Raw genomic sequence first — 25610 nt, forward strand, 5'->3', positions numbered from 1 at the left:
GATGGACTTGGTCGGCGATCACGCGACTTGAGTGTTCCAGCTTTTCGAGGCGAACCCGAACGGCACTGCGCTCACCGATGACAACTGCTGGCGGTCTTGATTGTGCCGGCATTTGCACTGAGTGAGTCGACTCGGGGGGGGAATGCCTGAGACACGAAGACGGCCTGCAATTAGGCGGGTTCGAGGAGCGTTTTTATAATCGTTTCGACCGCGTATTCGGTGGGGTGATCCTGACCTTCCACGATGAGCTGCGGGTGCTCCGGAGGTTCATAGGGGCTATTGATCCCGGTCATGTTGGGGATTTGACCCGCACGAGCCTTCTTGTACAAACCCTTCGGATCTCTCGCTTCGCATACCGAGAGCGGAGTGTTTACGTATACCTCAAGAAAATTCTCCGCGCCAATTAGGTCGCGAGCCATTTCACGTTCGCGTTTAAACGGCGAGATGAACGCGGTCATCACGATCATGCCGGCGTCCATCATTAACTTTGCGACTTCGGCAATACGTCGAATGTTCTCTACGCGGTCACCTTGCGTGAAGCCCAGGTCCTTGTTCAGCCCTTGCCGAATGTTGTCCCCGTCCAGGAGGTATGTCCGCATCCCTCGTTGATGGAGTGCAATTTCCAGCGCGTTAGCGAGCGTTGATTTGCCGGAACCGGACAGGCCGGTAAACCAGATGACCCTGCCTTCGTGTCCATTGAGTCTCTCTCGATCAACGCGCGTAATCGAAAGCGGTTGCCTATGGACGTTTTCCGCCCGGCGCAGGCTATGACGAATCATCCCTGCTGCGACGGTGGTGTGACTAAAGCGGTCGATGAGAATGAAGCTGCCGAGAGTGGGGCAGTTATCGTAGGTGTCAAAGACCAGTGGTTTGCTCGTTGCGATATTGCACGTCGAGATATCGTTGAGCGCAAGCGTCTTGCTGGCTTGGTGGGATGCGGTATTGATGTCGATGCGATGCTTGATTGTCGTAATCGATGCCGATGCCGATTGGGTAGACAATTTAATATCGTAACTGCGACCGGTGAGGCCTGCATCCTCATGCATCCAGACCAGCGTGGCTTCGAATTGGTCTGTGGTCTCCAAGGGCGACTGGCTCGATGAGATCACGTCGCCACGCGAAGCGTCGATTTCCCGATCGAGTCGAAGTGTCACCGCGTCGCCGCTTGTCGCCGCGTCAAGCGAGCCATCCATGGATAAGATTTCGGAGACGATTGCCTTATGCCCGGATGCGGTCACGCGAATTTCTTCACCGACCCGCACGCTCCCTCCGGCGATCGTGCCGCAAAAGCCTCTGAAATTTGAATCTGGCCGGTTGACCCACTGCACCGGAAATGCGAAACGATCCGAATGCCGCGGTAATACCGTGATGCTTTCCAGATATCCCAGCAAGGTGGGGCCATTGTACCAAGGTGTTTGCGAGGACCGCTCGGTGATGTTGTCGCCCCTCAGCGCGCTCAGGGGGATTGCAGAAATCGACGCAAAGCCAAGCGGGTTGGCGAAGGCATCGAAGGCTTCTCGGATCTCATGGAAGGTTTCCGCCTTGAATCCGACCAGGTCCATTTTATTGATGGCCAAGGCCACGTGGCGGATCCCCAATAAAGATGCGAGGAACGCGTGACGTCGTGTCTGTGTGAGCAGGCCGCTTCTTGCATCCACCAATAATATTGCTACATCGGCATTGGATGCGCCGGTGACCATATTGCGAGTATATTGCTCGTGCCCAGGGGTGTCGGCCACGATAAATTTTCGCTTGCTGGTGGCAAAGAAGCGGTAGGCCACATCGATTGTGATTCCCTGTTCCCGTTCGGCCGCCAAGCCGTCGACCAGTAAGGCAAAATCGACCTCGTCACCTTGTGTTCCATATTTCTTGGATTCTGAGCGCAATGTGACGATCTGGTCGTCGAAGAGTTGCTGTGCCTCCCATAGCAGTCGGCCGATCAGCGTACTCTTCCCGTCGTCTACACTGCCGCAGGTTATAAACCGAAGCAGATCCTGGTCGCGCTGTTTTTCAAGAAAGGCTTCGATGGTGCCGACTTGTTCGGCTTGCCTTGGCCGGCGCAACTTGTCCTGAGTTTTGTTTGGCATGCGGCTCATCAGAAGTACCCCTCTTGCTTTTTCTTTTCCATGCTGGCGTTACCGTCACTGTCGATCGCCCGACCTTGCCGCTCGGAAGTGCGTGTATTAATTAGTTCCAGAATGATTTCAGGTACCGACGTGGCATCCGATTCGATCGCCCCGGTGAGTGGATAGCAGCCGAGTGTGCGGAAGCGGACCATTTTCTCTGAAATCTCTTCGCCGGGCAGCAGGCGGAAGCGATTGTCGTCGACGAGAAGGATGGCGGCGTCGCGCACCACCACGGGGCGTACTTTCGCGAAATACAGCGGCACGATTGGGATATCTTCCTGGAGGATGTATTGCCAGATATCGAGCTCAGTCCAATTTGACAGCGGGAAGGCACGGATGCTTTCGCCTCGGCTCTTTTGGGTGTTGTACAAATTCCATAGCTCGGGGCGTTGGTGCTTTGGGTCCCAACGATGCGTTTGTGTACGAAACGAAAAAATGCGCTCTTTGGCTCGAGACTTTTCCTCGTCGCGTCGTGCGCCGCCGAAAACAACATCGAACTTGTATTTGTCCAACGCTTGTTTAAGCCCTTCTGTCTTTGTGACATTCGTGTGAAGTGCAGACCCGTGATCAAATGGATTAATGTCTTTGGCGATGGCCTCGGGGTTGACATATACCAGCAGATCCTGACGACTGACTTCGGCCAGACGATCACGGAACAAGTACATTTCCTGGAATTTCCATCTCGTGTCGACATGCAGGAGCGGAAATGGCGGCGGCGCCGGAAAGAAGGCCTTGCGAGCAAGATGCAGCATAACCGAGCTGTCTTTGCCGATGGAGTAAAGCATCGCGGGGTTGTCTGCTTCTGCGACAGCCTCGCGAATAATATGAATGCTCTCAGCCTCCAGGCGCTTAAGGTGCGGTGTTGCTGCGAAGCGCCTTGGCGCTACTGCGCTCTGGAGTGGTGCCACAATCGGCGGGTATGCGTTGGGCGTGAGCGTGACCAATTGCGTAGAGGTCGCTTCGCGAAGCCAGCGGACAAGTTCGCCGTGAGGGAAAACTGCAATCTCTTTGCCCACGTGCTGCTGAATGCGTTGTAAGGCAGCAAGCAATATCGCGGTGCCGAGGGGCGCATCGATAGGAAGCCAGTAAACGGCGCCACGTGCGTCATTGGCTTGCAGGCTGGTGACGCCGTTAGGCATTTCGTGCAGTTGCGCGAAGAGGGGGAGCTTGCGCTTGCTTCGGGATTTGTCCAACGCCCAGGCAAGCACGAGGTTGTTTGCCGGCCGCCCCAGTTCGTCTTCCAACGAATCCTCCCCAAGCTCCCCGGCGAGAACACGCAAGTCACGCAGGCGTCGTTCCGCTGTGCGCTTGGTACTGACCTCGCCCAGTGATTGCAGATGCTGGAAGGCTGTTTCGGTGTCCCAGACCCGGTCTGCATCAAGGCCAAAGATGACAGAAGTCGTCATGCGCGTTGTCTCAATATTCAAATTGATGGAATTTCACGGTGTTTTTTTCTTATTCAGTACTTCTTGGTGAGTATAATCCATCGATTGAACATAATGCGACGAGCAACCCAGATCATGGCGGGACGTCTGATTCAAATTGTCAGGTTGGCTGGGGCAGGAGTGCCGTCGGGGTCTTCTGCGCTCTCGATTGACGAAGCTGCTCGTCTGAGTCATGAGCTCATGGAGCCAAATGCAGATGCGTATCCTCCGACGATGTTTGAGTTGCCCCCCCGTTTCATCTCGCCGGTTGCGGCTTCCGTCCCGCTCTCGGATTTGAGGTGCCTGTGATCGACTCGACTTTCGTCCTGGCGGGGGCAGTTACAGGCTTCGTTGTGGGGCTGACCGGGGTTGGTGGCGGGGCGCTCATGACTCCCATCCTGCTCTTCGTCTTTGGCATCGCTCCGACCACGGCAATTGCGACAGACCTTTGGTTCGCGGCCATCACAAAGTTGTTTGGTGCCCGGATTCATTACCGTGCGGGTCAGGTTGATTGGCAGGTGGTGAGGCGATTGTGGGCAGGCAGTTTGCCCGTTTCCCTTGGCGTGGTCTTGCTGGTGAGCGCAGGTGGTGTGGTTGCCAAGGCGGAATGGCTCACCAACATTGTTGTTGGGGTGGTGATGCTGACTGCCTTTGGCCTGATTTTCGCACCTCGCCTATCCGCGGCCGCGCGTGGTCGACGACTGAGCAATCCTGATCGGTTCAAGGCGATGCAGCCCGGTCTGACGGTGCTGGTCGGCGCGACGCTGGGTGTGTGCGTTGCGCTTACTTCCGTCGGAGCTGGTGCTTTGGGCACCGTCATGATGATGAATCTATATCCGCTCCGCATGACGCCGCATCGTTTGGTCGCCACGGACCTCGTTCATGCCATTCCACTGGCGGTCGTCGCCGGAATGGGATATTTGTTTGCCGGTGCTGTGGATTGGCAGATGCTCGCCAGTCTGCTGGTTGGCTCGATTCCGGCGGTTATTATTGGCAGTCAGTTGGCGGGAAGGGTGTCGGGCCGATGGCTGCAGGTGGCCCTTGCATTGGTGTTGCTATCCACGGGGCTCAAAGTGCTGATCTGAGTCTGAGTCGTCTATTGGGATTTGGCGTGCGTCGGCGCTGCTTTCTCCTGATCTCCGTAATTCGACTCCGCAGTGGGATTGTTGCAAATGCGCGTTGTGGCGAGCGGTCAGCGCGAAAAATAGTGCGATCTGCCCGGCGCGCGGTCGTCAGGACGAGGGGGGCGTATATGGCTCGGAGCAGGTGGCCAAGCTCAGTCCGATCCGTGATGGCGGCGAAGTGCTTTGTCTTGATTGGTGACAAAGCGCCGCGTAGGTCTACGGTAACGGCCCGCTTAGCTCGTGCTGTAGCGACGGGGTAGCGCATCACCTGACCGATGTTGACGCGAAGTCAATGCGCGGTTTCCAGCTTGCCTCTCTACGCGGCGCAAAGCATCCAACACCTCCAACCCTTCCAGCTCGGCGATCGGCTGGCCACCAATCCGCGGGAAAGCATAAGGCGACAAGTGGCGTGGGATTTTTTGCGCGTAGCCGTCTGTCCAGTTCGACGCGAATCTTGCATGCATTCACGCGCCACGACTTCGAAGCAATTCCCGGAGTTCCGGCAGGCAGTGCGTTTCTCCGCTTTCCTTGCTTCACCCGGATCAATGCCATCGGCAAGTCGATACGTTTTATGTGCTGGTTTTGCTGTGCGAGCTTCGGCGTCTGTAAGTGCCATGATTGCGACGCCATGCTGTTGGGGTTATCGGTCGCGGGAGGCTCAGTTATGCCCCCCCAAAATGCCCCAGATTGGTCGAGATTAGGGGGCATTGCATGGTACCTCGCGAGAAAACAAAAAACCCGCAAAGCTAATGCTTATGCGGGTTTTTAGGACTTCGTCATACCCAACGATTTAAGTCGCTGGTGCCGGAGAGAGGAATCGAACCCCCGACCTTCTCATTACGAATGAGCTGCTCTACCGACTGAGCTACTCCGGCGCTGCGAAGAAGTGAGATAATAGCAGATTTTCTACGTTTGTCACGACTTTTTTCAAAGATTTTTTGCTGTCTCTGCGTAAGTTACGCGTAAATCCTTGAAATTGCAGAAATCCTGCGCTTTCGTCGTCGCGACGTATTCACTGGCGCGACGACGTTCTTGTGACCTTACTTCGCGCTGTCTTCTTTGTGATAGGCCGTCACACGGTCGACTTCGTTCTTCGAGCCGAGGAACACGGCCACCCGCTCGTGCAGCTTCTGCGGCTGGACATCCAGAATGCGCTGCATGCCGTTCGTTGCCGCGCCGCCCGCCTGTTCCACCAGAAGGCTCATCGGGTTGGCTTCATACATGATGCGCAGCTTGCCCGGCTTGTCCGGATCGCGCTTGTCGGCCGGGTACATGAACACGCCGCCGCGCGTGAGAATGCGATGCACGTCCGCCACCATCGAGGCGATCCAGCGCATGTTGAAGTCCTTGCCGCGCACGCCTTCCTTGCCTTGCAGCAGTTCGCTGACGTAGCGCTGCACCGGCGGATACCAATGCCGCTCATTCGACATGTTGATCGCGAACTCCTTCGTGTCCTCCGGGATGCGCATGCCTTCCTGCGTGAGCACCCACGAACCCATTTCGCGATCGAGCGTGAAGCAGTTCACGCCATGCCCCGTCGTGAGCACCAGCACCGTTTGCGGACCATACACCGCATAACCGGCCGCGACCTGTTGCGTGCCCGGTTGCAGGAAGTCCTTCTCCGTGGGGTCCGTTACGCCTTCCGGGCAACGCAGTACCGAGAAGATCGTGCCGATCGACACATTCACGTCAATGTTCGACGAGCCGTCGAGCGGATCGAACATCAACAGATATTCGCCCTGCGGATAGCGGTTCGGAATGTGGAAGACGTCTTCCATTTCTTCCGACGCCATGGCCGCCAGATGGCCGCCCCATTCGTTCGCTTCGAGCATGATCTCGTTGGAGATCACGTCTAGCTTCTTCTGGACTTCCCCTTGCACGTTTTCACTGCCCGCGCTGCCCAGCACGCCACCCAGCGCCCCCTTGGACACAGCATGGCTGATCGTCTTGCACGCGCGCGCAACAACTTCGATCAGCAGTCGCAGCTCGGCAGGAATGTTGTTGAACTCCCGCTGCTGTTCGATGAGATATTGGGTAAGGGTCTTGCGCCGCATGTGGGCCTCCGGGAAAGCAAAAAAAGCGTACCGATTCGATTTGGTCGCAATTTTACTCGTAAAGGCACGCTGCCCCCGCGAAAAATCCTTGGGGGCAGCGCAATTTCAGGGGTGGCTGAGGTAGGTCTCGGTGTTTTCCGAGACACAGCCGGTCAGTCGAGGCCGTCGAACAGCGCGTCATCCGGACCGATGTGCGACGGTGCGCGCCAGGTGGCGTCGCGCATACTGTGCTGCACCTGCTTGTCCACGCCCAGCAGAATCGAGAAGATCGCCATGCGCACCGGAATGCCATTGTCCGTCTGGCGGAAGATGGCCAGTCGCGGGTCGTGGTTCAGATCCGTCGACAGATCGTTGGCGCCCGGCCGGCTGTCTCGCGGCAGCGGATGCATGATGATCGTGCGCGCGTCGCAATACTGGTTGATGAGCGCTTCGTTGATCTGGAAGTCCGGCGTATAACCTTCGATGGCTTCGTCGGCAAAGCGCTCTTTTTGGATGCGCGTGGCGTAGACCACATCCGCACCGGCCAGATCGGCGAGCGAGTTGCTCTGCACGATCACATGACCGTTCTGCGAGATCTGGTCGAGAATGTACGTCGGCATTTCCAGCGACGGCGGCGAGATCAGCGTGAACTTCAGGCCGCGATACAGCGCCAGCAACTTGATGAGCGAGTGCACCGTGCGGCCGTAGCGCAGATCGCCGACCATCGCGACGTGGGCGCCGTCGACCAGTTTGCCCAGCCGGGAGAACTCGCGGCCGATGGTGTACAGGTCGAGAATTGCCTGGCTCGGGTGCTCGCCCGGACCGTCGCCGCCGTTGATGACGGGAATGTTCGTGGCGCGCGCGAATTCCGCGACAGAGCCCTTTTCCGGGTGACGCACGACGAGCGCGTCGACGTAACCGCTCATGACACGGCTCGTGTCGTAGATCGATTCGCCCTTGGCCATCGACGAGAACGTGAAGCCAGTGGTGTCGCACACCGAGCCGCCAAGACGGCAGAAGGCGGCGCCGAAGCTCACACGGGTTCGGGTACTGGCTTCGAAGAACAGATTGCCGAGCACGGCACCTTCGAGCACGCGCGAGATCTTCTGGCGGCGCGCAATCGGTTGCATGATATCGGCGACGTGGAACAGCTCTTCGAGCGAGTCGCGCGAGAACTGGTCGACCGAGATCAGGTGCGGCTTGCCGTCGAGGCCCATGCGTTCACGCAAGGGTTTGTGTGCGCTTTGCGTAGATTCTGCGGACGGTGCTTCGCGGCCGAGGATTTCGCCGACGAATTTCTCCACGATGCTCGGCATCGTGCGATATTCGCTCGAATCCTCAGGCAACAGCCAGGTGTCAAGGGCGCGCCGGCGAACGCCGATGCGCTCGGCGAAGCTGTCGCGGGTCATGTTCAGGCGGCGCATCGCGTCGCGCAGGAATGTCTGCTGTGCACTCATGGTCGGGTCGGCAGGGCTGTGTACGCGATGCGTATAATAGGCGTCGATTCGCTGTTTGTCCAGCAAAAGACGTGCCCCGCGTGGGGCCGCGCCAGCCGGGCGTTTCCGGCATTTCCGGTGTATTGCCGTACGGGTATGGAAAACCTTCTCCGCAAGCTAGATCTCACGTCTTTGCGCCTTTTCGTGGCCGTGTGCCAGGAGCGGAGCATGGCGCGTGCCGCCGAGCGTGAATTCATCGCGCCCTCGGCCATCAGCCGGCGCATTGCCGACATCGAGGCGATCGTCGGACTCCCCCTCATTCAGCGTCATCAGCGCGGTATTACCGTTACGCCGGTCGGCGAGACGGTGCGTCGCTATGCCGAGCGCATTCTCGGCACCATCGAATCGTTGGGCGCAGAGCTGTCTCAGTTCCACGAAGGCGCGCGCGGCAGCGTGCGCATCGCGGCGAACCTGTCGGCCATTGTCCAGTTCCTGCCGGAGGATCTCGCCGCCTTTGGCCGCGTGTTTTCCGCCGTGGACGTTGAACTCGACGAACAGCACAGCAACGAAGTGCTGCAGCGCGTGAGCGAGCGAGCGGTGGATGTGGGGATCTGTAACGCCGTCGAGGGGATCGAGGCCTTCACAATGGTGCCGTACCGGCGCGACCGGCTCGCCGTAATTCTGCCCGTCGGTCATCCGCTGGCGGCGCGCACGGGCGAGATTCCGTTCTCGGCATGTGCCGGCGAGACGCTGGTGGGCCTTCAGGGGAACAGCGCGCTTACGCAGTTGCTGCGCCAGCAGGCGAGTGCGGTGGGGGCGTCGCTGCGGATCAAGATTCGCGTGTCCAGTCTCGACGCGTTGTGCCGCATGGCGCACGCGGGCCTCGGCATTGCCATCGCGCCCGAGCAAGTCGGCCAGTTATATGTGGGCAAGCTGGACGTGGTTGTGCGCCCGCTGACGGACGAATGGGCGCATCGCCAGCTCTGGCTCGTGTTCCCGTCACGTGAGCAATTGAGCGCCACGGCGTCGGCCGTCGTGAATTTCCTCGCGCAGAAGGAATGATCCGGCGATGAAATGCCCGGTTCGCCTACCTGCGACCTGCCGCTCCCCGAAAAAGCTGCCCGATACTCGAGGAGCGGCAAGGCGTTGCCGTTAGCGGCACCGCTTCAAACGCGTGGCACGAGCGATCTGATGCGTGCAGCGAACGCCTCGGGATCGGCCAGTTTGATCACGTCATCCGGTACGTCGACGATGTGTGCCTGCTGATCGGGGCCGGCAGCGATCCCGGCCATTTGCCCGCGTATGCCGCCGTCACTTTGCTGCGCGGCGACAAGCTCACCTTGCTTGTTGACGATGACGATCATTTTCATACCACCCCCCCACCTTGCAAGTTATGCCAGGCACCGCCCGGCCCAAGATTCGTGATAGTGACGTAGTACGTCGTATGGCCGTTGTTGTCCTTCTCCTTGCGCTGATTGTCGGCGCGATGAACACCCCCGGAATTCGGCGTTTTGACATCGGCGCTTGCAAATTGCGTGCCGAAGTCTTCACCGCCGCTGCGGACATACCACCAGTAGGCAGACTGGTTGGGGTTTAGGAAGGTCAGCGGTCCTACATTGTTGAACGCCATGGCACTTCTCCTCTGAAAATGACGCGCAATCGCTGCTAGCGGGCCGCGTACGCGCCAAGATGGAAGCAACCACGCACGCAATACGAACCTGTGACCCCCGTGGTCGGTGGGTGGTCCGCATGTCGCACGTACGTCATCGGTATGCAATTGCCCTCACCAGTGACGTCCTTGCAATTTAGTTGTCCCAACGTGCCCTGTTGCGGAGCGTATGGCCGTCTCCCGGTGGCATACGCATCCGCGCGATTTGTAACACTGATATTTCGGAATTTTCCCAAAGTACGTTGGGTGCGTTAGATCGGGGCGCACAACAGGCGGGCGTGGATCAGGTCGCCGCAGACATCGCAATCTGTCACGGCGACCTTGCTCAGACGGCACGACGGGGCGGGGTGTCCACGGCTATGCTTTTCGCGAGGAGGTTCCCTCGCATGGAAGACACCATTCGCTTCGACGGCCGCATGTTGTTCCTGTCCGAAGACCCGGCCATCGTGCGCCGTCAGTTGGCAGGCGAGCCCGTCACCCGCGCCGAGGCCGGCGCGTTGCGCGATAACGTTTCGACTGACGAAATCACGCCCGTCACCGTCATGCTCACCTACGACGAGCGGCTCGGGCGCTATCCCTACGTCGGTTTCAAAGCGGGAAACGAAACGCCTATCGGCGAGCACGACGTGCGGCGTGGCGGTTTTCAGATCACGGTGGCAGGCAAGCGCTACGGCAAAGGGTCGTCGCGCGAGTCGAGCCCGCTCGCGGAACTCTCTGCCGGCATCCGCCTGATCGTCGCCGAGAGCTTCGAGCGCATCTATCAGCAGAACTGCGACAACATCGGCATTCTGACGACCACCGACTTCGGCGTGCTCGGGCGCATTCAAGCCGGGGAAGCCATCCCGATCACGGAATTCCTCAAGGGACGCGACGCCCTCACGCAGCAAATCATCCGCAGCGGCGGTCTGCTCGCGTTCAGCAAGTTCGCCGATTGGCCGGTGCCCGTGGCGCAAGCCGGCGTGTCGAATGCCACCGGCACGCCGCCGCGCACGCTGGTCGAGAAGATCATGGCGCGGCGCCTGCATCCGGCGACGCCCGGCGTCGAGCACGGCGATGGCGTGTTCGTGCGCGTCGACTGGCGCTTCTCGCACGATTACTTCACGGGCATGTGCGCGCATCTGATGCATCGCGCGTTTGGCGAACCGGCGGCGCTGTACGACCCGGCGCGCATCATCGCGTTTCAGGATCATCTGGTGCTCGCCGCGCAGAGCCACCCGCACGTCTTGCAGGGGCTGCTGCCCGGTGTGGCTCATCTGACGACCGGACATCGCGATTTCGTGTCGCGTTATCCTGTGCTCGCCCACGGCGAACTGGCGACGGACGACGAGGGTGCGGACGGCATCTGCCACGCGCTGATGGCCGAACGTTACGCGTTGCCAGGGCAAATCGTGATCGGCACCGACTCGCACACGCCGCACGCGGGCGCACTCGGTTGCCTGGCGTTCGGCGCAGGCGCGACCGACATCGCAAACAGTTGGGTGACCGGCTATGTCCGCTGCAAGGTGCCGCAGACGCTGCGCATCGAGATCGAGGGGGCGCTCGCCCCCGGCGTGACGGCCAAGGACGTCGTGCTCCACCTGCTGCGGCTCGACACGATTCGCCGGGGCGACGCCATCGGTCTCGTCTTCGAATATGCGGGCAGCGCGGTGCGGGCGATGTCGGTCGACGAACGCGCAACGCTCACCAACATGGTCGCCGAACTCGGTGGCTTCACCGGCATCGTGGCGCCGGACGAGAAAACCGTGGCGTTCCTGAAGACGCGCCGCGGTGTCGACTTCGTCGTCGAACCCTGGATGACGAGCGACGGGGGGGCGCATTATCGCGACGTGATCCGCATCGATGCGGGCTTGCTCACACCGATGCTGGCGCGCCCCGGCGACCCTGGCAACGGCGTGGCGCTTGCGGACCTGGCGTGTCCCGTCGCCATCGATATCGCCTATGGCGGCTCATGCACCGCGGGCAAACGCGATGACTTCGACGCCTATCACGACGTGCTTGCCTGGGGCGTTGCGCACGGCCTGCGCGTCGCGCAGGGCCGCTCGCTGTTCTTGCAGTTCGGCACGATGGATGTGCGTGCCTATTGCGAAGAGAAGGGTTATCTCGAGACGTTCGAAGCGGCGGGCGCGACACTCGTCATGCCGGGCTGCGGCGCGTGCGCGAACTGCGGGCCGGGCCAGTCGACGTCAGCCGAACAGGTCACGATCAGTGCGATCAACCGCAATTTCCCCGGACGTTCCGGGCCGGGCAGCGTGTGGCTCGCGAGTCCGTACACAGTGGCCGCGAGCGCACTGGCGGGGCGCATCGCCGGCTTTGACGAGTTACGCGCGTCTGTCGCGGCCGGGGGGCGGTAATTCGCGGACTCGCCGGGGTTGGCGGGCAATGTTCGCGGGAAATGGAGATGCCGGCAGGCGCAAGCTGTGCGGCGCGTCATGCTGTGGTGCACACGTTTCGCAGTGGCGCCGTGCCGTCATTGATGAATATCGCAATTTCTCGTAGTGCGTGGCAAAGGTGGCAGGTGCGGCGCCATTCGTGGCACAATTTCGGCCCCGAGCCTGTCGATTCATGGTGTACCCGGCGTATCCCGCCACCGCTGGCAAATGCATGGCAAATGCTGGCAGGTGGTTTGAGAGACGTCGGCAAATGACCAGTTCGGCCATGACCGAACCGGCCCGGAGACGATTTCCATGCCATCCCCCGACGTTTCAATGCCTTCCATGCCTTCCCCAAGTCAGGCCACCCAGGCCCGCGCTACGGCAACCCGCCTGAGCGCCGGCGACATTTCCGCCCGTCTCGACCGATTGCCGCCAACCCGCACTGTCTGGAAACTGGTCGTACTCCTTAGTCTCGGCTTCTTCTTCGAACTCTACGATCTGCTCTACACGGGATATATCGCACCGGGGCTGGTGAAGAGCGGCATTCTGACGCCAACGACGCCGGGCCTGTTCGGCACGACCGGTGTGGCGAGCTTCATTGCAGCGTTGTTCGCCGGGCTGTTCGTCGGCACCATCGCTTGCGGCTTTCTTGCCGACCGGTTCGGCCGCCGTGCCGTGTTCACCGGCTCGTTGCTCTGGTACACGGTGGCGAACGTCATCATGGCGTTTCAGGAGACGGCCACGGGCGTGAACTTCTGGCGCTTCGTGGTGGGGCTCGGCATCGGCGTGGAGCTGGTGACGATCGGCACCTATATCGCCGAACTCGTGCCCAAACAGATTCGCGGCCGGGCGTTCGCGTGTGAGCAGGCGGTCGGTTTCACCGCCGTGCCGGTCGTCGCATTGCTTGCCTACTGGCTTGTGCCGCGCGAATTCCTCGGTCTGGAGGGCTGGCGCTGGGTGGTGCTCATTGGCGCGCATGGCGCAGTGTTCGTCTGGTGGATTCGCCGTGCACTCCCTGAGAGTCCGCGCTGGCTCGCCCAGAAGGGGCGTCTCGACGAGGCGGATCGTGTGCTGCGCGAACTGGAGGCGAAGGTTGCGCGCGAATACGGCAAACCGCTGCCGCCGCCGGGTGAGCCGGAGCCGTTGGTGCCGAAGCGTGCGTTTCGCGAGATGTGGGTGCCGCCATATCGCAAGCGCGCGATCATGATGATTCTGTTCAACGTCTTCCAGACGGTCGGCTTCTATGGCTTCGCCAACTGGGTGCCGACGCTGCTCATCAAGCAGGGCGTTACCGTGACCACGAGCCTCGCCTACTCCAGTGTGATCGCGCTCGCGGCGCCCGTCGGCCCGCTCATCGGTCTGTGGATGGCCGACAAGGTTGAGCGCAAGCACGCTATCGTGTGGACGGCCGGTGTCGGTATCGTGTGCGGGCTGGTGTTCTCGCAGGTCACGTCGTCGTTCCTGCTCGTCGCCATGGGCATTGGCCTCACCCTTGCGAACAACATCATGTCGTACAGCTATCACGCGTATCAGACAGAGCTGTTCCCCACCGGCATTCGGGCACGCGCCGTCGGTTTCGTCTATTCGTGGAGTCGTTTCTCGGCGATCTTCACGGCGTTCCTGATCGCGTCGGTGCTGCGCAATTTCGGGGTGACCGGCGTGTTCGCATTCATCTCGTGCGCCATGCTGGTCGTCATGCTCGCCATTGGCCTGATGGGCCCGCGCACGCGTGACATCGCGCTGGAGAAGATCTCGCAGTAAGGCATAGGGCCGCGCGCCGGCGCGGTCATTCCCCGCGTTCTTCCGGAGACTCTGATCATGACGGATCTGCAAACCGAAGCGGCCTACGAGGCCAACGCCGTTCGCTACAACGAGGACTGGCGCAACCAGCCGCCGCCGGACGACATGTACGCACTGCTGATGCGCCATTTCGTCACCGGCGGGCGCACGATCGATGTGGGCTGCGGCAACGGACGCGATGCCGCCTGGCTCGCGCAGCAAGGTTTCGATGTGATCGGCTACGACAGTTCGCCCGCACTTGTCGAACTGGCGCGTCAATCGTTCCCGTGGGTGACGTTTCACGTCGGCCGCCTCCCGGCACTGGAAGGCGTGACGGCGCAGTTCGATAACGTGGTTTGCGAGACCGTGCTGATGCATCTGCCCGCAGACGAAGTGCCGCAGGCGGCCGACCGGCTCTGGACGCTCGTGCGTCCGGGGGGCGTGCTTTACGTCTCGTGGCGTGTCACCGAGGGTGACGATCTTCGCCATAAGGACGGGCGCCTCTACAGCGCTTTCTCGCCCGATGTGGTGCGCGCTGCGCTTCACGATGGCGTTGTCCTGCACGAGGAGGACGTGACCAGCGCCAGTTCCGGTAAGCGAGTGTGCCGCCTGATCGTGCGCCGCCCGGCCTGACACCGGGCGTGGCCGTTGACCGCCCAATGCCCCGGGTCAGCCGGGGCAGCCGGGTCTCAGAGCAATTCGATTTCCGGTAGCGTGAGCAGGCTCGTCTCGCGCATGAGCGAGACGAATTCGCCGATATAGGGACGCGCCGTGATCGCCGGCAACGTCGCCGCCCAGAGTTCGGCGGTGAGCCCCTGCGGCGTGATCGGGCGCGCGCTCACATAGCGTCGCTCGAGATACCCCGTGACGGCCCACAGCGGCAGGGCAGCCAGCCCGCGGCGGCTGGCGACCAGTTGCAGAATCGCCACCGTCAACTCGGTGGTGCGGCGCGTCGGTTCGATCCCGGCGGGGCGCAGCACCTGACGCACGATATCGAGCATGTCGTCGGGCACGGGATAGGTGATGAGCGTTTCGTCACGGAAGTCCTCGGCGTCGAGATAAGGCTTGCCGGCGAGCGGATGATCGTTGGCCATGAGCGCCATCATCTGGAAGCGGAACAGCGGATGGAAGTCGACCGCTTCGCCTTCCTCATGTTCGGAAATGATCGCCAGATCGGCACGGTCCTGATGCAATAGCCCGATGGGGTCGGCGTGAAAGCCCGACACGATATCGAGTTCGACTTCCGGCCAACGGATGCGAAAGGCGTCCATCGCCGGCATCAGCCAGTCGAAGCACGTGTGACATTCCACCGCGATGCGCAGCGTGCCCTGCGTGCCTTGCGCGAGCCGTGTGAGGTCGCGGCCGGCTTCGTCGACCGCCGGCACGACTTCCTCGGCTAACGCGAGCAAACGCTTGCCCGCAGGAGTGAAGACCAGCGGCGACGACTTGCGCACGAACAACGGCAGGCCATAGAAATCTTCCAGCGCCTTGATCTGATGCGACAGAGCGGACTGCGTCAAATGCAGCCACAACGCCGCGCGCGAAACGCTGCCGGTGTCGCGCAGCGCGAGCAACGTTTGCAGATGGCGGAGTTCGATAGGCGTGCGTTGCATGAATAAAATTAATAATAATTAGCAAAAACTTTCGTTTGAATAATACACGTGCGGCCGGGATACTGCCAGCCTGGGCGGACATTGTCCGCAGACACCGACTTTGCAGTTACGCAAGCTCCCGAAAGGACAACGCTCATGGCTCAGGCCCACGTACTCGGATTGCCGCGCATTGGCGCGCAACGTGAACTCAAATTCGCCGTCGAGGCCTTCTGGCGCGGTGAAATGAGCGAGCAGGCATTACAGGACACTGGCCAGCGCATTCGTGCGGCCAACCGCCTCGCTCAGCGCGAGGCAGGGCTCGACTGGATCACCGTCGGTGACTTCCATTGGTACGATCAAGTGCTTTCCACGCTGGCACTTGTGGGGGCGCTGCCGGAACGCTTCTGCGCGGCGCCCGCTGCACTCACGCTCGCGGACTACTTTGCCGCCGCGCGTGGCAATGCGCAGCAAGGCGCGATGGAAATGACGAAGTGGTTCGACACGAACTACCACTATCTCGTGCCGGAATACTCGCCGCAGACGCGCTTCGGCACGGGCACGCAATGGTTGTTCGAAGACGTTGCGCAAGCGCTGGCAGAGGGCGTGAAGGTCAAGCCGGTGTTGCTCGGGCCGCTCTCGCTGCTGTATCTCGGCAAGGAGAAGGGGGGGCTCGCCGACCGTCTCTCGTTGCTGCCCGAACTGCTCGCCCAATATGAGCGCGTGCTGGCGCGGCTGAGGGCGCAGGGCGTGACGTGGGTGCAGATCGACGAACCGATTCTCGCGCTCGACCTGCCCGAGCGGTGGCGCGACGCCTTCACGCCTGTCTACCGGCGTCTCGCGCCCGTTGCACCGTCGGTGCTGCTGGCCACGTACTTTGGCGACGTCAGCGAGCACGCGGCCCTGTTGGCGGCGTTGCCCGTGGCCGGGGTGCATGTCGACGGTGTGCGTGCGCCGCAGCAACTCGACGCGTTCGCGGCGCAATGGCCGCAGGACAAGGTGCTGTCTGCCGGCGTAGTCGATGGGCGCAACGTCTGGCGCTGCGACCTGACGCGCGCCCGCGCGTTGCTCATGCCGCTGGCGCAGACGCTTGGCGACCGGCTGTGGGTGGCGTCGAGCTGCTCGCTGATGCATTGCCCGGTCGATCTCGCAAGTGAGGCGCGGCCGGACAAGGAAGTGCGCACCTGGCTCGCGTTTGCCGTGCAAAAGCTGGGCGAGGTGGCGCTGCTTCGCCGTTCGCTCGACGCCGCCGCGTTCGCCACGGCCGACGTGCAGGCCGCCTTCGCTGCCGATGGCGCTGCACAAGCCGCGCGCCGTGCGTCGCCGCGCATTCATAACCGCGTAGTGCAGAAGCGTCTGGCGGCGCTCACCGAAGCCGACGCACGCCGTGCGTCCGAGTATCCGGCGCGTGCCAGCGCCCAGCGTGCGTGGCTCAAGCTGCCTGCGCTGCCGACCACGACCATCGGATCGTTCCCCCAGACGGCGGCCATTCGCACGGCACGCGCCGACTTCAAGCGCCGCACCATGTCGCATCTGGACTATCTGGAGACGATGCGTGCACAGATACGTCTGGCTATCGAAAAGCAGGAAGCCTATGGGCTCGACGTGCTGGTGCATGGCGAGGCCGAGCGCAATGATATGGTCGAGTACTTCGGCGATCTGCTCTGGGGCTTCATGATTACCGAGCATGGCTGGGTGCAGAGCTACGGCTCGCGTTGCGTGAAGCCGCCCGTGATTTATGGCGACGTGTATCTGCCCGAGCCGATGACCGTCACATGGAGCGCCTACGCGCAGCAACTGACCGACAAGCCGGTCAAGGGCATGCTGACCGGCCCGGTGACGATGCTGCAATGGTCGTTCGTGCGCGACGATCAGCCGCGCGAACGCACGGCGTTGCAGATTGCGCTGGCGTTGCGCGAGGAAGTGGCGGCGCTGGAGAAGGCGGGCGTGCGGGTGATTCAGATCGACGAACCTGCGCTGCGTGAGGGGCTGCCGTTGCGCGAGGGCGATTGGCCGTCGTATCTCGATTGGGCGGTGCACGCGTTCCGTGTGTGCTCATCGGGGGTGGCAGACGATACGCAGATCCACACGCATATGTGCTATTCGGCGTTCCACGACATTCTGCCGTCGATTGCCGCACTCGACGCCGACGTGATCTCGATCGAGACCACGCGCTCCGACATGGAATTGCTGGGCGCCTTCGAAGCCTTCGAGTATCCGAACGAGATCGGCCCGGGGGTGTACGACATTCATTCGCCGCGCGTGCCGTCGCAGGCAGAGATGGAACATCTGATCGAGGCCGCGCTCGCGCGCATTCCGGCCGAGCGTTTGTGGGTCAACCCGGACTGCGGGTTGAAGACGCGCGACTGGGCGCAGGTCGACGGCGCGTTGACCAACATGGTCGCTGCCGCCAATGCCGTGCGTGAGCGTCTCGCGGGCACTCACGTGCGAGTGCAGGCGCGGGCTGCCTGACATCCGCATGCGGGTGCGTCGGCGTACATAGGCGCCCACGGAAAAACGCCGCCGATGCTTTTGTGCATCGGCGGCGTTTTGTTTTCGCGGGTCGGCGAAAGATCGCTCAGGCGAGTGCTTTTTCGACGATCTCGCGAACGTCCTTCGACAGCGCCTTGTGTTCCGCCACGCTCTGCAAAGCGCTGTGCATGTGCTCACGCAAGGACGGCGTGTACTTGCGCCAGCGATCGAGCACGCGAGCCAGACGCGCGGCGACCTGCGGGTTGAGCGCGTCGAGCGCGAGCACCTGTTCGGCCCAGAACCGGTAGCCGGAGCCATCGGTTGCGTGGAACTGCGCAGGGTTGCCGCCACAGAAGCTGAAAATCAGCGAGCGCGCGCGGTTCGGGTTCTTCAGCGTGAAGGCGGGATGACGCATGAGCGCACGCACGGCGTCGATCACGCAATGGCTGCCGTCGCCGCGTTGCATGGCTTGCAGCGCGAACCACTTGTCGATGGCCAGCGGCTCGTGCTCGAAGCGTTGATAGAAGTCCTCAAGCGCTTCGGCCGCGTGGTTCTGCCCGTGCGCCGTGTCGCCCTCGCGGGCGGCGCCGCCGCGTTGCACGAGCGCGGTGAGCGCGGCGAAACGATCCGTCATGTTGTCGGCCGCGTCGTACTGCGTGCGGGCGGTTTGCGCCGCGCCGGCGTCCGACAGTTCCATGAGATACGACAGCGCAAGGTTTTTCAGCGCGCGCTCGCCTGCGGAGGCGGCGTCCGGGCGGTACGCACCCGGCACGCGATGATTGTGATACGCCGCAAGCCACTCGGTATGCAACGCGGCTGCCAGACGCTGGCGCAGATACTGACGCGCGGCGTGGATGGCCGCCGGATCGATTTCCGCCATCTGCTCGCCGAGATACGATTCGGCCGGCAACGTGAGCGCTTGCGCGCGGAATGCCGGGTCGAGCGTTTCGTCACGCAGCACTTGCCGGAAGGCTTCGAGCACGTAGCTGTCCACGCTCGGCAACTGGCCCATCTGAATGGACTCGACGAGCGCGAGCAACTGGCGCGTGGCCAGACGCTGACCGGCTTCCCAGCGGTTGAACGGGTCGCTGTCGTGCGCCATCAGGAAGGCGAGTTCGTCGATGGTGTACTCGTGCTCGACGATTACCGGTGCCGAGAAACCGCGCAACAGCGACGGCATCGGGTTGTGCGGCACGTCCACGAACGTGAAGCGCTGACGTTCTTGCGTGAAGTCGAGTACCCGCGTGGTGGCGCCGGGCGCATCGCTGGCTTCCCCCGCCAGATGCAGCGCCAGATCGCGGCCGTCGCGATCGAGCAGGCCGACGGCGAACGGGATATGGAACGGTTGTTTGACGAGTTGGTTGTCCTGCAACTCGACGCCGACCTTCGGGCAGCGCTGCGTGAGCGTCAGGGTGTAGGTGCGTGCGGCTTCGTCGTAGGCGGCGTCGACCGTCACGCGCGGCGTGCCGGCCTGGCTGTACCAGCGGCCGAACTGCGTCAGGTCGCGACGATTGGCATCGGCCATGGCGGCACGGAAGTCGTCGCACGTCACTGCCTGACCGTCGTGGCGCTCGAAGTACAGGTCCATGCCGCGGCGGAAGCCCTCGCGCCCAAGCAGCGTCTGATACATGCGCACGACTTCGGCGCCTTTCTCGTAGACGGTGACCGTGTAGAAGTTGTTGATTTCGACGTAGCTCTCGGGGCGCACCGGATGCGCCATCGGGCCGGCGTCTTCGGGGAACTGCGCCTGACGCAGCACGCGCACGTCGTCGATGCGTTTGACCGCACGGCCCGACTCGGAGCCCATCATGTCGGCAGAGAATTCCTGATCGCGGAACACGGTCAGGCCTTCCTTCAGACTCAACTGGAACCAGTCGCGGCAGGTCACGCGATTGCCCGTCCAGTTGTGGAAGTACTCGTGGCCCACTACGGCTTCGATGTTGCCGAAGTCGTCGTCGGTGGCAGTGGCGGCGTCGGCCAGCACATACTTCGTGTTGAAGATGTTCAGGCCCTTGTTCTCCATGGCGCCCATGTTGAAGTCGCTCACGGCCACGATCATGAAACGGTCGAGATCGAGCACGCGTCCGAAGCGCTCCTCGTCCCAGCGGATCGAGTTGACGAGCGAGTGCATGGCGTGTTCGGTCTTGTCCAGATCCTGGGGCTGTACCCAGACCTGAAGGAGTTTCTCGCGGCCGTCGCCGGCAACGAGGCGTTCCTCACGGCACACCAGACGGCCGGCGACCAGCGCGAACAGATAGCTGGGCTTCTTGAACGGGTCGTCCCAGATGGCGAAGTGACGGCCATCGGGCAGGTTGCCCTTGTCGATCAGGTTGCCGTTGGCCAGCAGCACCGGATACGCTTCGCGGTCGGCGCGCAGCGTAACGGTGTATGTGGCCATCACGTCCGGACGGTCGAGGAAGTAGGTGATCTTGCGAAACCCCTCGGCTTCGCACTGCGTGAAGAAGTTGCCACCCGAGACGTATAGCCCCATGAGCGACGTGTTCTCCTGCGGACGACAGCGGGTGACGAGCGTGAGTTCGAAGGCGTCGGGCGGGGCTTCGACGGTGAGCGATTCCTCGCCCGTGCGGTAGCCGGCCCAGGGTTTGCCGTCGAGTTCGAGGCTCACCAGTTGCAGACCCTGACCCACCAGTTCGAGGTCGCCGCCGGGGCCGGCCGGGTTGCGGCGTACACGCAACCGGCTGGTGACCGTGGTGACATCGGGGGCGAGGTCGAAGTCGAGTTGGACGGTGTCGATCAGATACGCCGGAGGCGTATAGTCGGAGCGTTGGATGACACCTGCGAGGTCGGTTCTGAGCATGGACGGTATTTTGCGGACGGCCAAGAATCTCTAAATTGTAACGGAGTGGCGGCACCTTCGCGTTCTTGCGAGAAATTTGCTGAATTTTGCCTCAACGCGTCCGTCAAATCTGTTGGAGGTGCGCGAAGCACCCTCCTATGCTTAAATCGGCGCGAGCGGTGCGCATCGGCGCGCCGAGCCTTTCTCGGGAGCAGTCAATCATGTGGAAACGATGGGCAATGGCGACGTTGGCCGTCGCCAGCGTCTTGCTGGCAGGTTGTGCCAGCACGGTTACGAGTCAGGTGACCGCGTTCGGAGATTCGCCGGGCTTTGAAGGCCCGCGAACCTATGCGCTCACGCGCACTGCCGAGCAGCAGAACAATCAGGAACACGCGACTTACGAGCGATGGCTGCGCACGCGTCTGGCCGGAGACGGTTTCAGCGAGCAGAGCCCGTCGAGCGCGCACTACCTGATCGGCATGAGTTACGGCATCACCCAGCAGATGATGCGGGTGGCGGAACCGGCGTATGACCCGATGTTCGCACCGGGCCCATGGGGGCCGTGGGGACGGCCGTGGGGCTGGTACGGTTATCCGTACGGCGCGCCGCCGGCCTACATCGAGCGCGATTATCCGTATGCGCTCGCCGGCTTGCAGTTGCGCTTCACGGACCGCGCGAGCGGCAAGGAGGTATACCGCGTGCAGGCCAATACCAGTGACGGCGGCACGTCGCTCGCCTCGGCCATGCCGTTCCTGATCGACGCCGCGCTCAAGCAGTTGCCGTTCCCGAGCGGACGCACGGTCAACGTGCAACAGAAGGTCGGACAGTAGGGCGGACGGCAAGTCGCGGCCGGCCGTCGCGCCACGCCGGAGCGAAGCGGTGCGTCAACGGGACGCGCGCTTCGCTCCGGCGTTTTTCGTTTACTGCATCAGCGTGACGATGCCGAGGATGGCGAAGATGATGGCGGCGGCCGCATGCACGGCCTTCGTCGGCAGACGGCCGGCGAACTTGTGGCCCACGAGCACGGCCGGCACGTTGGCGAGCATCATGCCGAGCGTTGTGCCTGCCACCACACCGAACAAGTCCTGATAGCGCGCGGCGAGCATGACCGTGGCGATCTGCGTCTTGTCGCCCATCTCGGCAATGAAGAACGTGAGCACCGTGGTGGCGAACACGCCAAGTTTGCGCTTCGTGGTGGTGTCTTCGTCGTCGACCTTGTCGGGGATCAGAATCCAGATCGCCATGCCGAGGAACGACGTGACGATGGCCCACTTCATGATTGCCGGGCTGATGGCAGTGGACAGCCATTCACCGAGTGCCCCGGCAAAGCCATGATTGACCAGCGTGGCGACGAGAATGCCAAGAATGATCGGCACGGGCTTCTTGAAGCGCGCAGCGAGTACGAGGGCCAGCAGTTGGGTTTTGTCGCCGATTTCGGCAAGACCGACGACGCCGGTCGAGATGAGGAATGGGGACACCTTGTGATTTCTCCGCCGGGCCGTGTCGATGCGAACCAATGACAATGCATCCCGGCCCGGTTGGCGGAAGCATCGTCATCGGTCTCGCCAGGCCTGAAGGCTGCGCACGCCATAGCCGGAACCGGCCAAGTCTGTTGACGTACGCCCCTGCCGAAGACTGATGTCTATGACAGGGCGGCTACTCCCCAATGAGGAAACGGATCATAGCATATTCGCCGTTTGGAAATGAAGTGGGCTCGTGGGGGCGGTCTGGCAAAAAAGGGCAGCCGGCAGGCCGCCCAAGGAGATCTCCGGCCGCATGTCCCTTGCGCACGGCCGGTGACCGCGAGAGAATGTGCGCCGTGCCGGAGCGACGGCACCCATTTCCCCGCGAAAGCAATGCCTCACGTTGCCGCGCTGAGACAGCAGGTCAATGTGCTGATCACTTAGTGTGCCGCGCGGCGATGCACCGGCTTGCCTGCGGCGTAAGTGGTGGCGATGGCGCGATCATCGCCAAGCATGGCGAACGCGAACAAGAGTTCTTCGAGCGATTCGGCCAGTGCCGTGCGGCGTGCGAGCAGCGGCGTGGCCTTCGGGTCGAGCACCACGAAATCGGCCTCGGCTCCCACGGCCAGCGTGCCGATGGTGCCGTGCAGATCGAGGGCGTGTGCAGCGCCTTCGGTGGCCAGATAGAACATGCGTTCGGCCGAGAGGTGATAGCCCGACAGACGCGCGACCTTGTGCGCTTCGTTCATCGTTTGCAACATTGAGAAGGTCGAGCCGCCACCGACGTCGGTCGCGAGCGTGACCGGCATGCGGCTCGCTTCGGCGGCGGCAAAGTCGAACAGGCCGCTGCCCAGGAATTGATTCGACGTCGGGCAGTGCGCGGCGACGCTGCCCGTTTCGAACATGCGGCGGCGGTCATGCTCGTCGAGCCAGATGCAGTGGCCATACACGGCACGCTTGCGCAGCAGCTTGTAGTGGTCGTACACATCGAGATAGCTGCGATGGCCTGGGAACAGCGAGCGCACCCATTCGACTTCGTCGGTGTTCTCGGCCACGTGGCTTTGAATGAACACGTCCTGATATTGCCCGGCGAGTTCGCCGCATACGCCCAGTTGCGCTTCGGTCGATGTCGGCGCGAAACGCGGCGTGAGCGCGTAGAGCTGGCGCCCCTTGTTGTGCCAGCGCTGAATCAGCGCCTCGCTGTCGCGCGCACCGCTCTCGGCCGTGTCGCGCAGGAATGCCGGGCAGTTGCGATCCATCATCACCTTGCCCGCGATCATGCGCAGGTCGCGCGCGTCGCTCGCCTTGAAGAAGGCGTCGACCGAGCCCGGATGCACCGTGCAGTACACCAGCGCGCTCGTGGTGCCGCTGCGCAGCAGTTCGTCGAGGAAGAACTGGGCGACATCGGCCGCGTACTCCGGATTCTCGAAACGCCGCTCGGTCGGGAAGGTGTACTTCTCGAGCCATGGCAGCAGCCCCGGAGCGGGCGACGCGATCATGTCCGTCTGCGGATAGTGGATGTGCGTGTCGATGAAGCCGGGCGTGACGAGCTTGTCGCGTAAGTCTTCGATAGGCGTGCCGGCGGGCAGCGTGGGGGCTACCTTGGCGTAGTCGCCCACGGCGGCGATGCGGCCGTTCTCGAAGGCGACAATGCCGTCGGTATGGTGCACGGTGCCGGGCGCGCCGTCGAGATAGGCCCGCGCGGGATCGTGCGTGAAGTAGACCAGTTGCGCGCGTACGGCACGCAGGGCTTGGTTTGTGATGGACATGTGCAGGGGCCTTCTATCGTTACATTTGCGTGAGCAGCAGCACTGCCAGCGCGGCGACGATCCACATCGCGGGCTTGATCTCTTTCACACGCCCGGTGAACAGCTTGAGCACGACGAACGCGAGGAAGCTGTAGGCGATACCGTCGGTGATCGAGTACGAAATCGGAATCATCACCACTGCAATGAAGCTCGGGATGGCTTCGTCCAGGCGGTGCCATTCGATACGCGCTACGGATTCCATCATAAACACACCGACCAGAATCAGCGCCGGGGCCGTCGCGATGGCAGGTACCAGCGAGAGCATCGGCGACAGAAACAGGAACGGCAGGAACAACAGTGCGCAGACCAGTGCGGTCAGTCCGGTGCGTCCGCCTTGTGCGATGCCGGCGGCCGATTCGATATAGGCGTTCGCCGGGCTCGTGCCGAGCGGGCCGGAAATCAGCACCGAGAACGAATCGACGATCATGGCCTGACGCATGTTGCGCGGATTACCGTCGCGATCCTTCATGTTACCGGCTTCGGCAATGCTCATGAAGGTCGAGAGCGTATCAAAGAACGCCGTGAAGAGCATCACGAAGATGAACGGCAGGTAAGCCACCTTCAGCGCGCCCAGCAGGTCGAGCTGGCCGATACCCGAGAAATCGGGCGCGGCGAAGAAGCCGTGGAAGTTCACCAGCGTAGCGGTGGCGATCTCCTTGGGGAAATACGCCGTGCCGTCGCCCCACAAGCGGCCGATGGGGATGGCCATGAGCGTGGTGAGCACGATGCCGATCATCAACGCACCGTTCACGCGGCGTGCGACAAGCACGGTCGTGAGCGCCAGACCGATGAGGAACGTGACGGTCGGCGGCGACAAGTGCGCCAGACGCACGACGGTGACCGGATCGCCGATCACCAGTTTGGCATTGACCAGGCCGATCACCGTGATGAACAGGCCGATGCCGCATGAGATGGCATAACGCAGGTTCGCCGGAATAGCCTCGACGACGAAGCGCCGGACGTTGAGTGCGGCGAGCAACGCGAAGAGAATGCCCGACCAGAACACGCAGCCCAATGCCGTTTGCCACGGCATGCCGACGCCATGCACCATCGTGAACGCGAACAGCGCGTTGAGCCCCATGCCCGGCGCGACCAGCACCGGATTGCGGGCGTAGAGCCCCATCGCACAACTGCCGAAGAAGCTGATGAGCACCGTGGCGGTGAGTGCCGCCGGGAACGCCATGCCGGTCTTCGACAAGATGGCCGGGTTGACGACGATGATGTACATCGCCGCGAGGAATGTCGTGATACCCGCAATGACTTCCGTACGGAACGTCGATCCGAGCGCCGTGATGCCGAAATACCGGTCGAGCGTCGAGACAGGTTGCGCGCCCGCCACGCGCGTGCTGTCGTGAGCCGCGTCGGGTGCGGCAGTACCCGCCGGGGGGCTGAGCGATGAGTCCATGGGGTGTTGTCTCCGATGTTCTAAGGTGTTTTGTGCGCTCGCCGCCGCAGGTGTGGGGGCACCACATGACGCCTATTCGGGCACGCACAAAAAATAGCATCGGGTCCCGGTGA

General features: G+C 62.2%; 19 protein-coding genes, 1 tRNA gene and 1 riboswitch. Of the genes, 7 read left to right on the forward strand and 13 right to left on the reverse strand.

The window, feature by feature from the left end:
• Positions 1-170 precede the first annotated feature (170 nt).
• Together cysN and cysD are read right to left on the reverse strand one after the other, a co-directional pair.
• A complete protein-coding gene (gene cysN, locus C266_RS13300) occupies positions 171-2087 on the reverse strand; it encodes a sulfate adenylyltransferase subunit CysN (protein WP_051126312.1) in 1917 nt (638 codons plus the stop codon).
• A gap of 8 nt (positions 2088-2095) precedes the next feature.
• Positions 2096-3034 (reverse strand): sulfate adenylyltransferase subunit CysD, encoded by a 939-nt coding sequence (gene cysD, locus C266_RS13305; RefSeq protein WP_210400013.1) that lies wholly within the window; start codon positions 3032-3034, stop codon positions 2096-2098.
• A gap of 821 nt (positions 3035-3855) precedes the next feature.
• On the opposite strand from cysD, the gene C266_RS13310 reads away from it, so the two are divergent.
• Complete coding sequence (locus tag C266_RS13310) at positions 3856-4635, forward strand: sulfite exporter TauE/SafE family protein (RefSeq protein WP_036662965.1); 780 nt, start codon at positions 3856-3858, stop codon at positions 4633-4635.
• Positions 4636-4907: 272 nt separating this feature from the next.
• Here the strand turns inward: C266_RS13310 and C266_RS28410 are convergent, their stop codons facing one another.
• From C266_RS28410 to C266_RS13325, 4 genes are all read right to left on the reverse strand, one after another.
• Entirely contained in the window at positions 4908-5138 is a 231-nt protein-coding gene (locus C266_RS28410; RefSeq protein ID WP_370855840.1) for a hypothetical protein, read from the reverse strand.
• Between the two features lie 335 nt (positions 5139-5473).
• A tRNA-Thr gene (locus tag C266_RS13315) sits at positions 5474-5549 on the reverse strand.
• Between the two features lie 165 nt (positions 5550-5714).
• Positions 5715-6728 (reverse strand): class 1 fructose-bisphosphatase, encoded by a 1014-nt coding sequence (locus C266_RS13320; protein WP_010805867.1) that lies wholly within the window; start codon positions 6726-6728, stop codon positions 5715-5717.
• A gap of 152 nt (positions 6729-6880) precedes the next feature.
• Positions 6881-8164: an aspartate carbamoyltransferase gene (locus tag C266_RS13325; RefSeq protein ID WP_036662967.1), complete on the reverse strand. Its 1284-nt coding sequence runs from the start codon at positions 8162-8164 to the stop codon at positions 6881-6883.
• A gap of 135 nt (positions 8165-8299) precedes the next feature.
• On the opposite strand from C266_RS13325, the gene C266_RS13330 reads away from it, so the two are divergent.
• Positions 8300-9205, forward strand: coding sequence for a LysR substrate-binding domain-containing protein (locus C266_RS13330; protein WP_036662930.1), 906 nt, complete (start codon positions 8300-8302; stop codon positions 9203-9205).
• Positions 9206-9309: 104 nt separating this feature from the next.
• On the opposite strand, the gene C266_RS13335 is transcribed toward C266_RS13330, so the two are convergent.
• Entirely contained in the window at positions 9310-9507 is a 198-nt protein-coding gene (locus C266_RS13335) for a hypothetical protein (RefSeq protein WP_036662935.1), read from the reverse strand.
• A gap of 2 nt (positions 9508-9509) precedes the next feature.
• Positions 9510-9773: a hypothetical protein gene (locus C266_RS13340; RefSeq protein ID WP_010805871.1), complete on the reverse strand. Its 264-nt coding sequence runs from the start codon at positions 9771-9773 to the stop codon at positions 9510-9512.
• A gap of 425 nt (positions 9774-10198) precedes the next feature.
• Here C266_RS13340 and C266_RS13345 point away from each other — a divergent pair, with 425 nt between their 5' ends.
• The 3 genes from C266_RS13345 (at position 10199) to C266_RS13355 (ending at position 14596) form a co-directional block, all read left to right on the forward strand.
• Entirely contained in the window at positions 10199-12163 is a 1965-nt protein-coding gene (locus C266_RS13345) for an aconitase family protein (protein WP_010805872.1), read from the forward strand.
• A gap of 363 nt (positions 12164-12526) precedes the next feature.
• Positions 12527-13945 (forward strand): MFS transporter, encoded by a 1419-nt coding sequence (locus tag C266_RS13350; protein WP_010805873.1) that lies wholly within the window; start codon positions 12527-12529, stop codon positions 13943-13945.
• A 57-nt stretch (positions 13946-14002) separates the two neighbouring features.
• A complete protein-coding gene (locus tag C266_RS13355; RefSeq protein WP_010805874.1) occupies positions 14003-14596 on the forward strand; it encodes a bifunctional 2-polyprenyl-6-hydroxyphenol methylase/3-demethylubiquinol 3-O-methyltransferase UbiG in 594 nt (197 codons plus the stop codon).
• Between the two features lie 56 nt (positions 14597-14652).
• On the opposite strand, the gene C266_RS13360 is transcribed toward C266_RS13355, so the two are convergent.
• Positions 14653-15576: a LysR family transcriptional regulator gene (locus tag C266_RS13360; RefSeq protein ID WP_010805875.1), complete on the reverse strand. Its 924-nt coding sequence runs from the start codon at positions 15574-15576 to the stop codon at positions 14653-14655.
• Between the two features lie 135 nt (positions 15577-15711).
• Between C266_RS13360 and metE the strand changes: the two genes are divergently transcribed.
• The gene (metE, locus tag C266_RS13365; protein WP_010805876.1) at positions 15712-18024 is read left to right on the forward strand and encodes a 5-methyltetrahydropteroyltriglutamate--homocysteine S-methyltransferase; all 2313 of its coding nucleotides are present in this window, start codon (positions 15712-15714) and stop codon (positions 18022-18024) included.
• A gap of 106 nt (positions 18025-18130) precedes the next feature.
• On the opposite strand, the gene pepN is transcribed toward metE, so the two are convergent.
• Positions 18131-20842, reverse strand: coding sequence for an aminopeptidase N (gene pepN, locus C266_RS13370; RefSeq protein ID WP_010805877.1), 2712 nt, complete (start codon positions 20840-20842; stop codon positions 18131-18133).
• A gap of 200 nt (positions 20843-21042) precedes the next feature.
• Between pepN and C266_RS13375 the strand changes: the two genes are divergently transcribed.
• Positions 21043-21651 (forward strand): DUF4136 domain-containing protein, encoded by a 609-nt coding sequence (locus C266_RS13375; RefSeq protein WP_036662939.1) that lies wholly within the window; start codon positions 21043-21045, stop codon positions 21649-21651.
• Positions 21652-21741: 90 nt separating this feature from the next.
• Here C266_RS13375 and C266_RS13380 read toward each other — a convergent pair whose 3' ends face one another.
• The 3 genes from C266_RS13380 to C266_RS13390 all read right to left on the reverse strand — a co-directional run bounded on the left by C266_RS13380 (position 21742) and on the right by C266_RS13390 (position 25497).
• Entirely contained in the window at positions 21742-22299 is a 558-nt protein-coding gene (locus C266_RS13380; RefSeq protein WP_010805879.1) for a TMEM165/GDT1 family protein, read from the reverse strand.
• Between the two features lie 15 nt (positions 22300-22314).
• A riboswitch (yybP-ykoY riboswitch) is annotated at positions 22315-22498 on the reverse strand.
• 226 nt (positions 22499-22724) lie between these two features.
• Entirely contained in the window at positions 22725-24053 is a 1329-nt protein-coding gene (gene guaD, locus C266_RS13385; protein WP_010805880.1) for a guanine deaminase, read from the reverse strand.
• Between the two features lie 19 nt (positions 24054-24072).
• On the reverse strand, positions 24073-25497 hold the full coding sequence (locus C266_RS13390; protein WP_010805881.1) for an NCS2 family permease: 1425 nt from the start codon (positions 25495-25497) through the stop codon (positions 24073-24075).
• Between the last annotated feature and the right edge of the window lie 113 nt (positions 25498-25610).

Source organism: Pandoraea sp. SD6-2 (genome assembly GCF_000389825.1).
Taxonomy (GTDB): domain Bacteria; phylum Pseudomonadota; class Gammaproteobacteria; order Burkholderiales; family Burkholderiaceae; genus Pandoraea; species Pandoraea communis.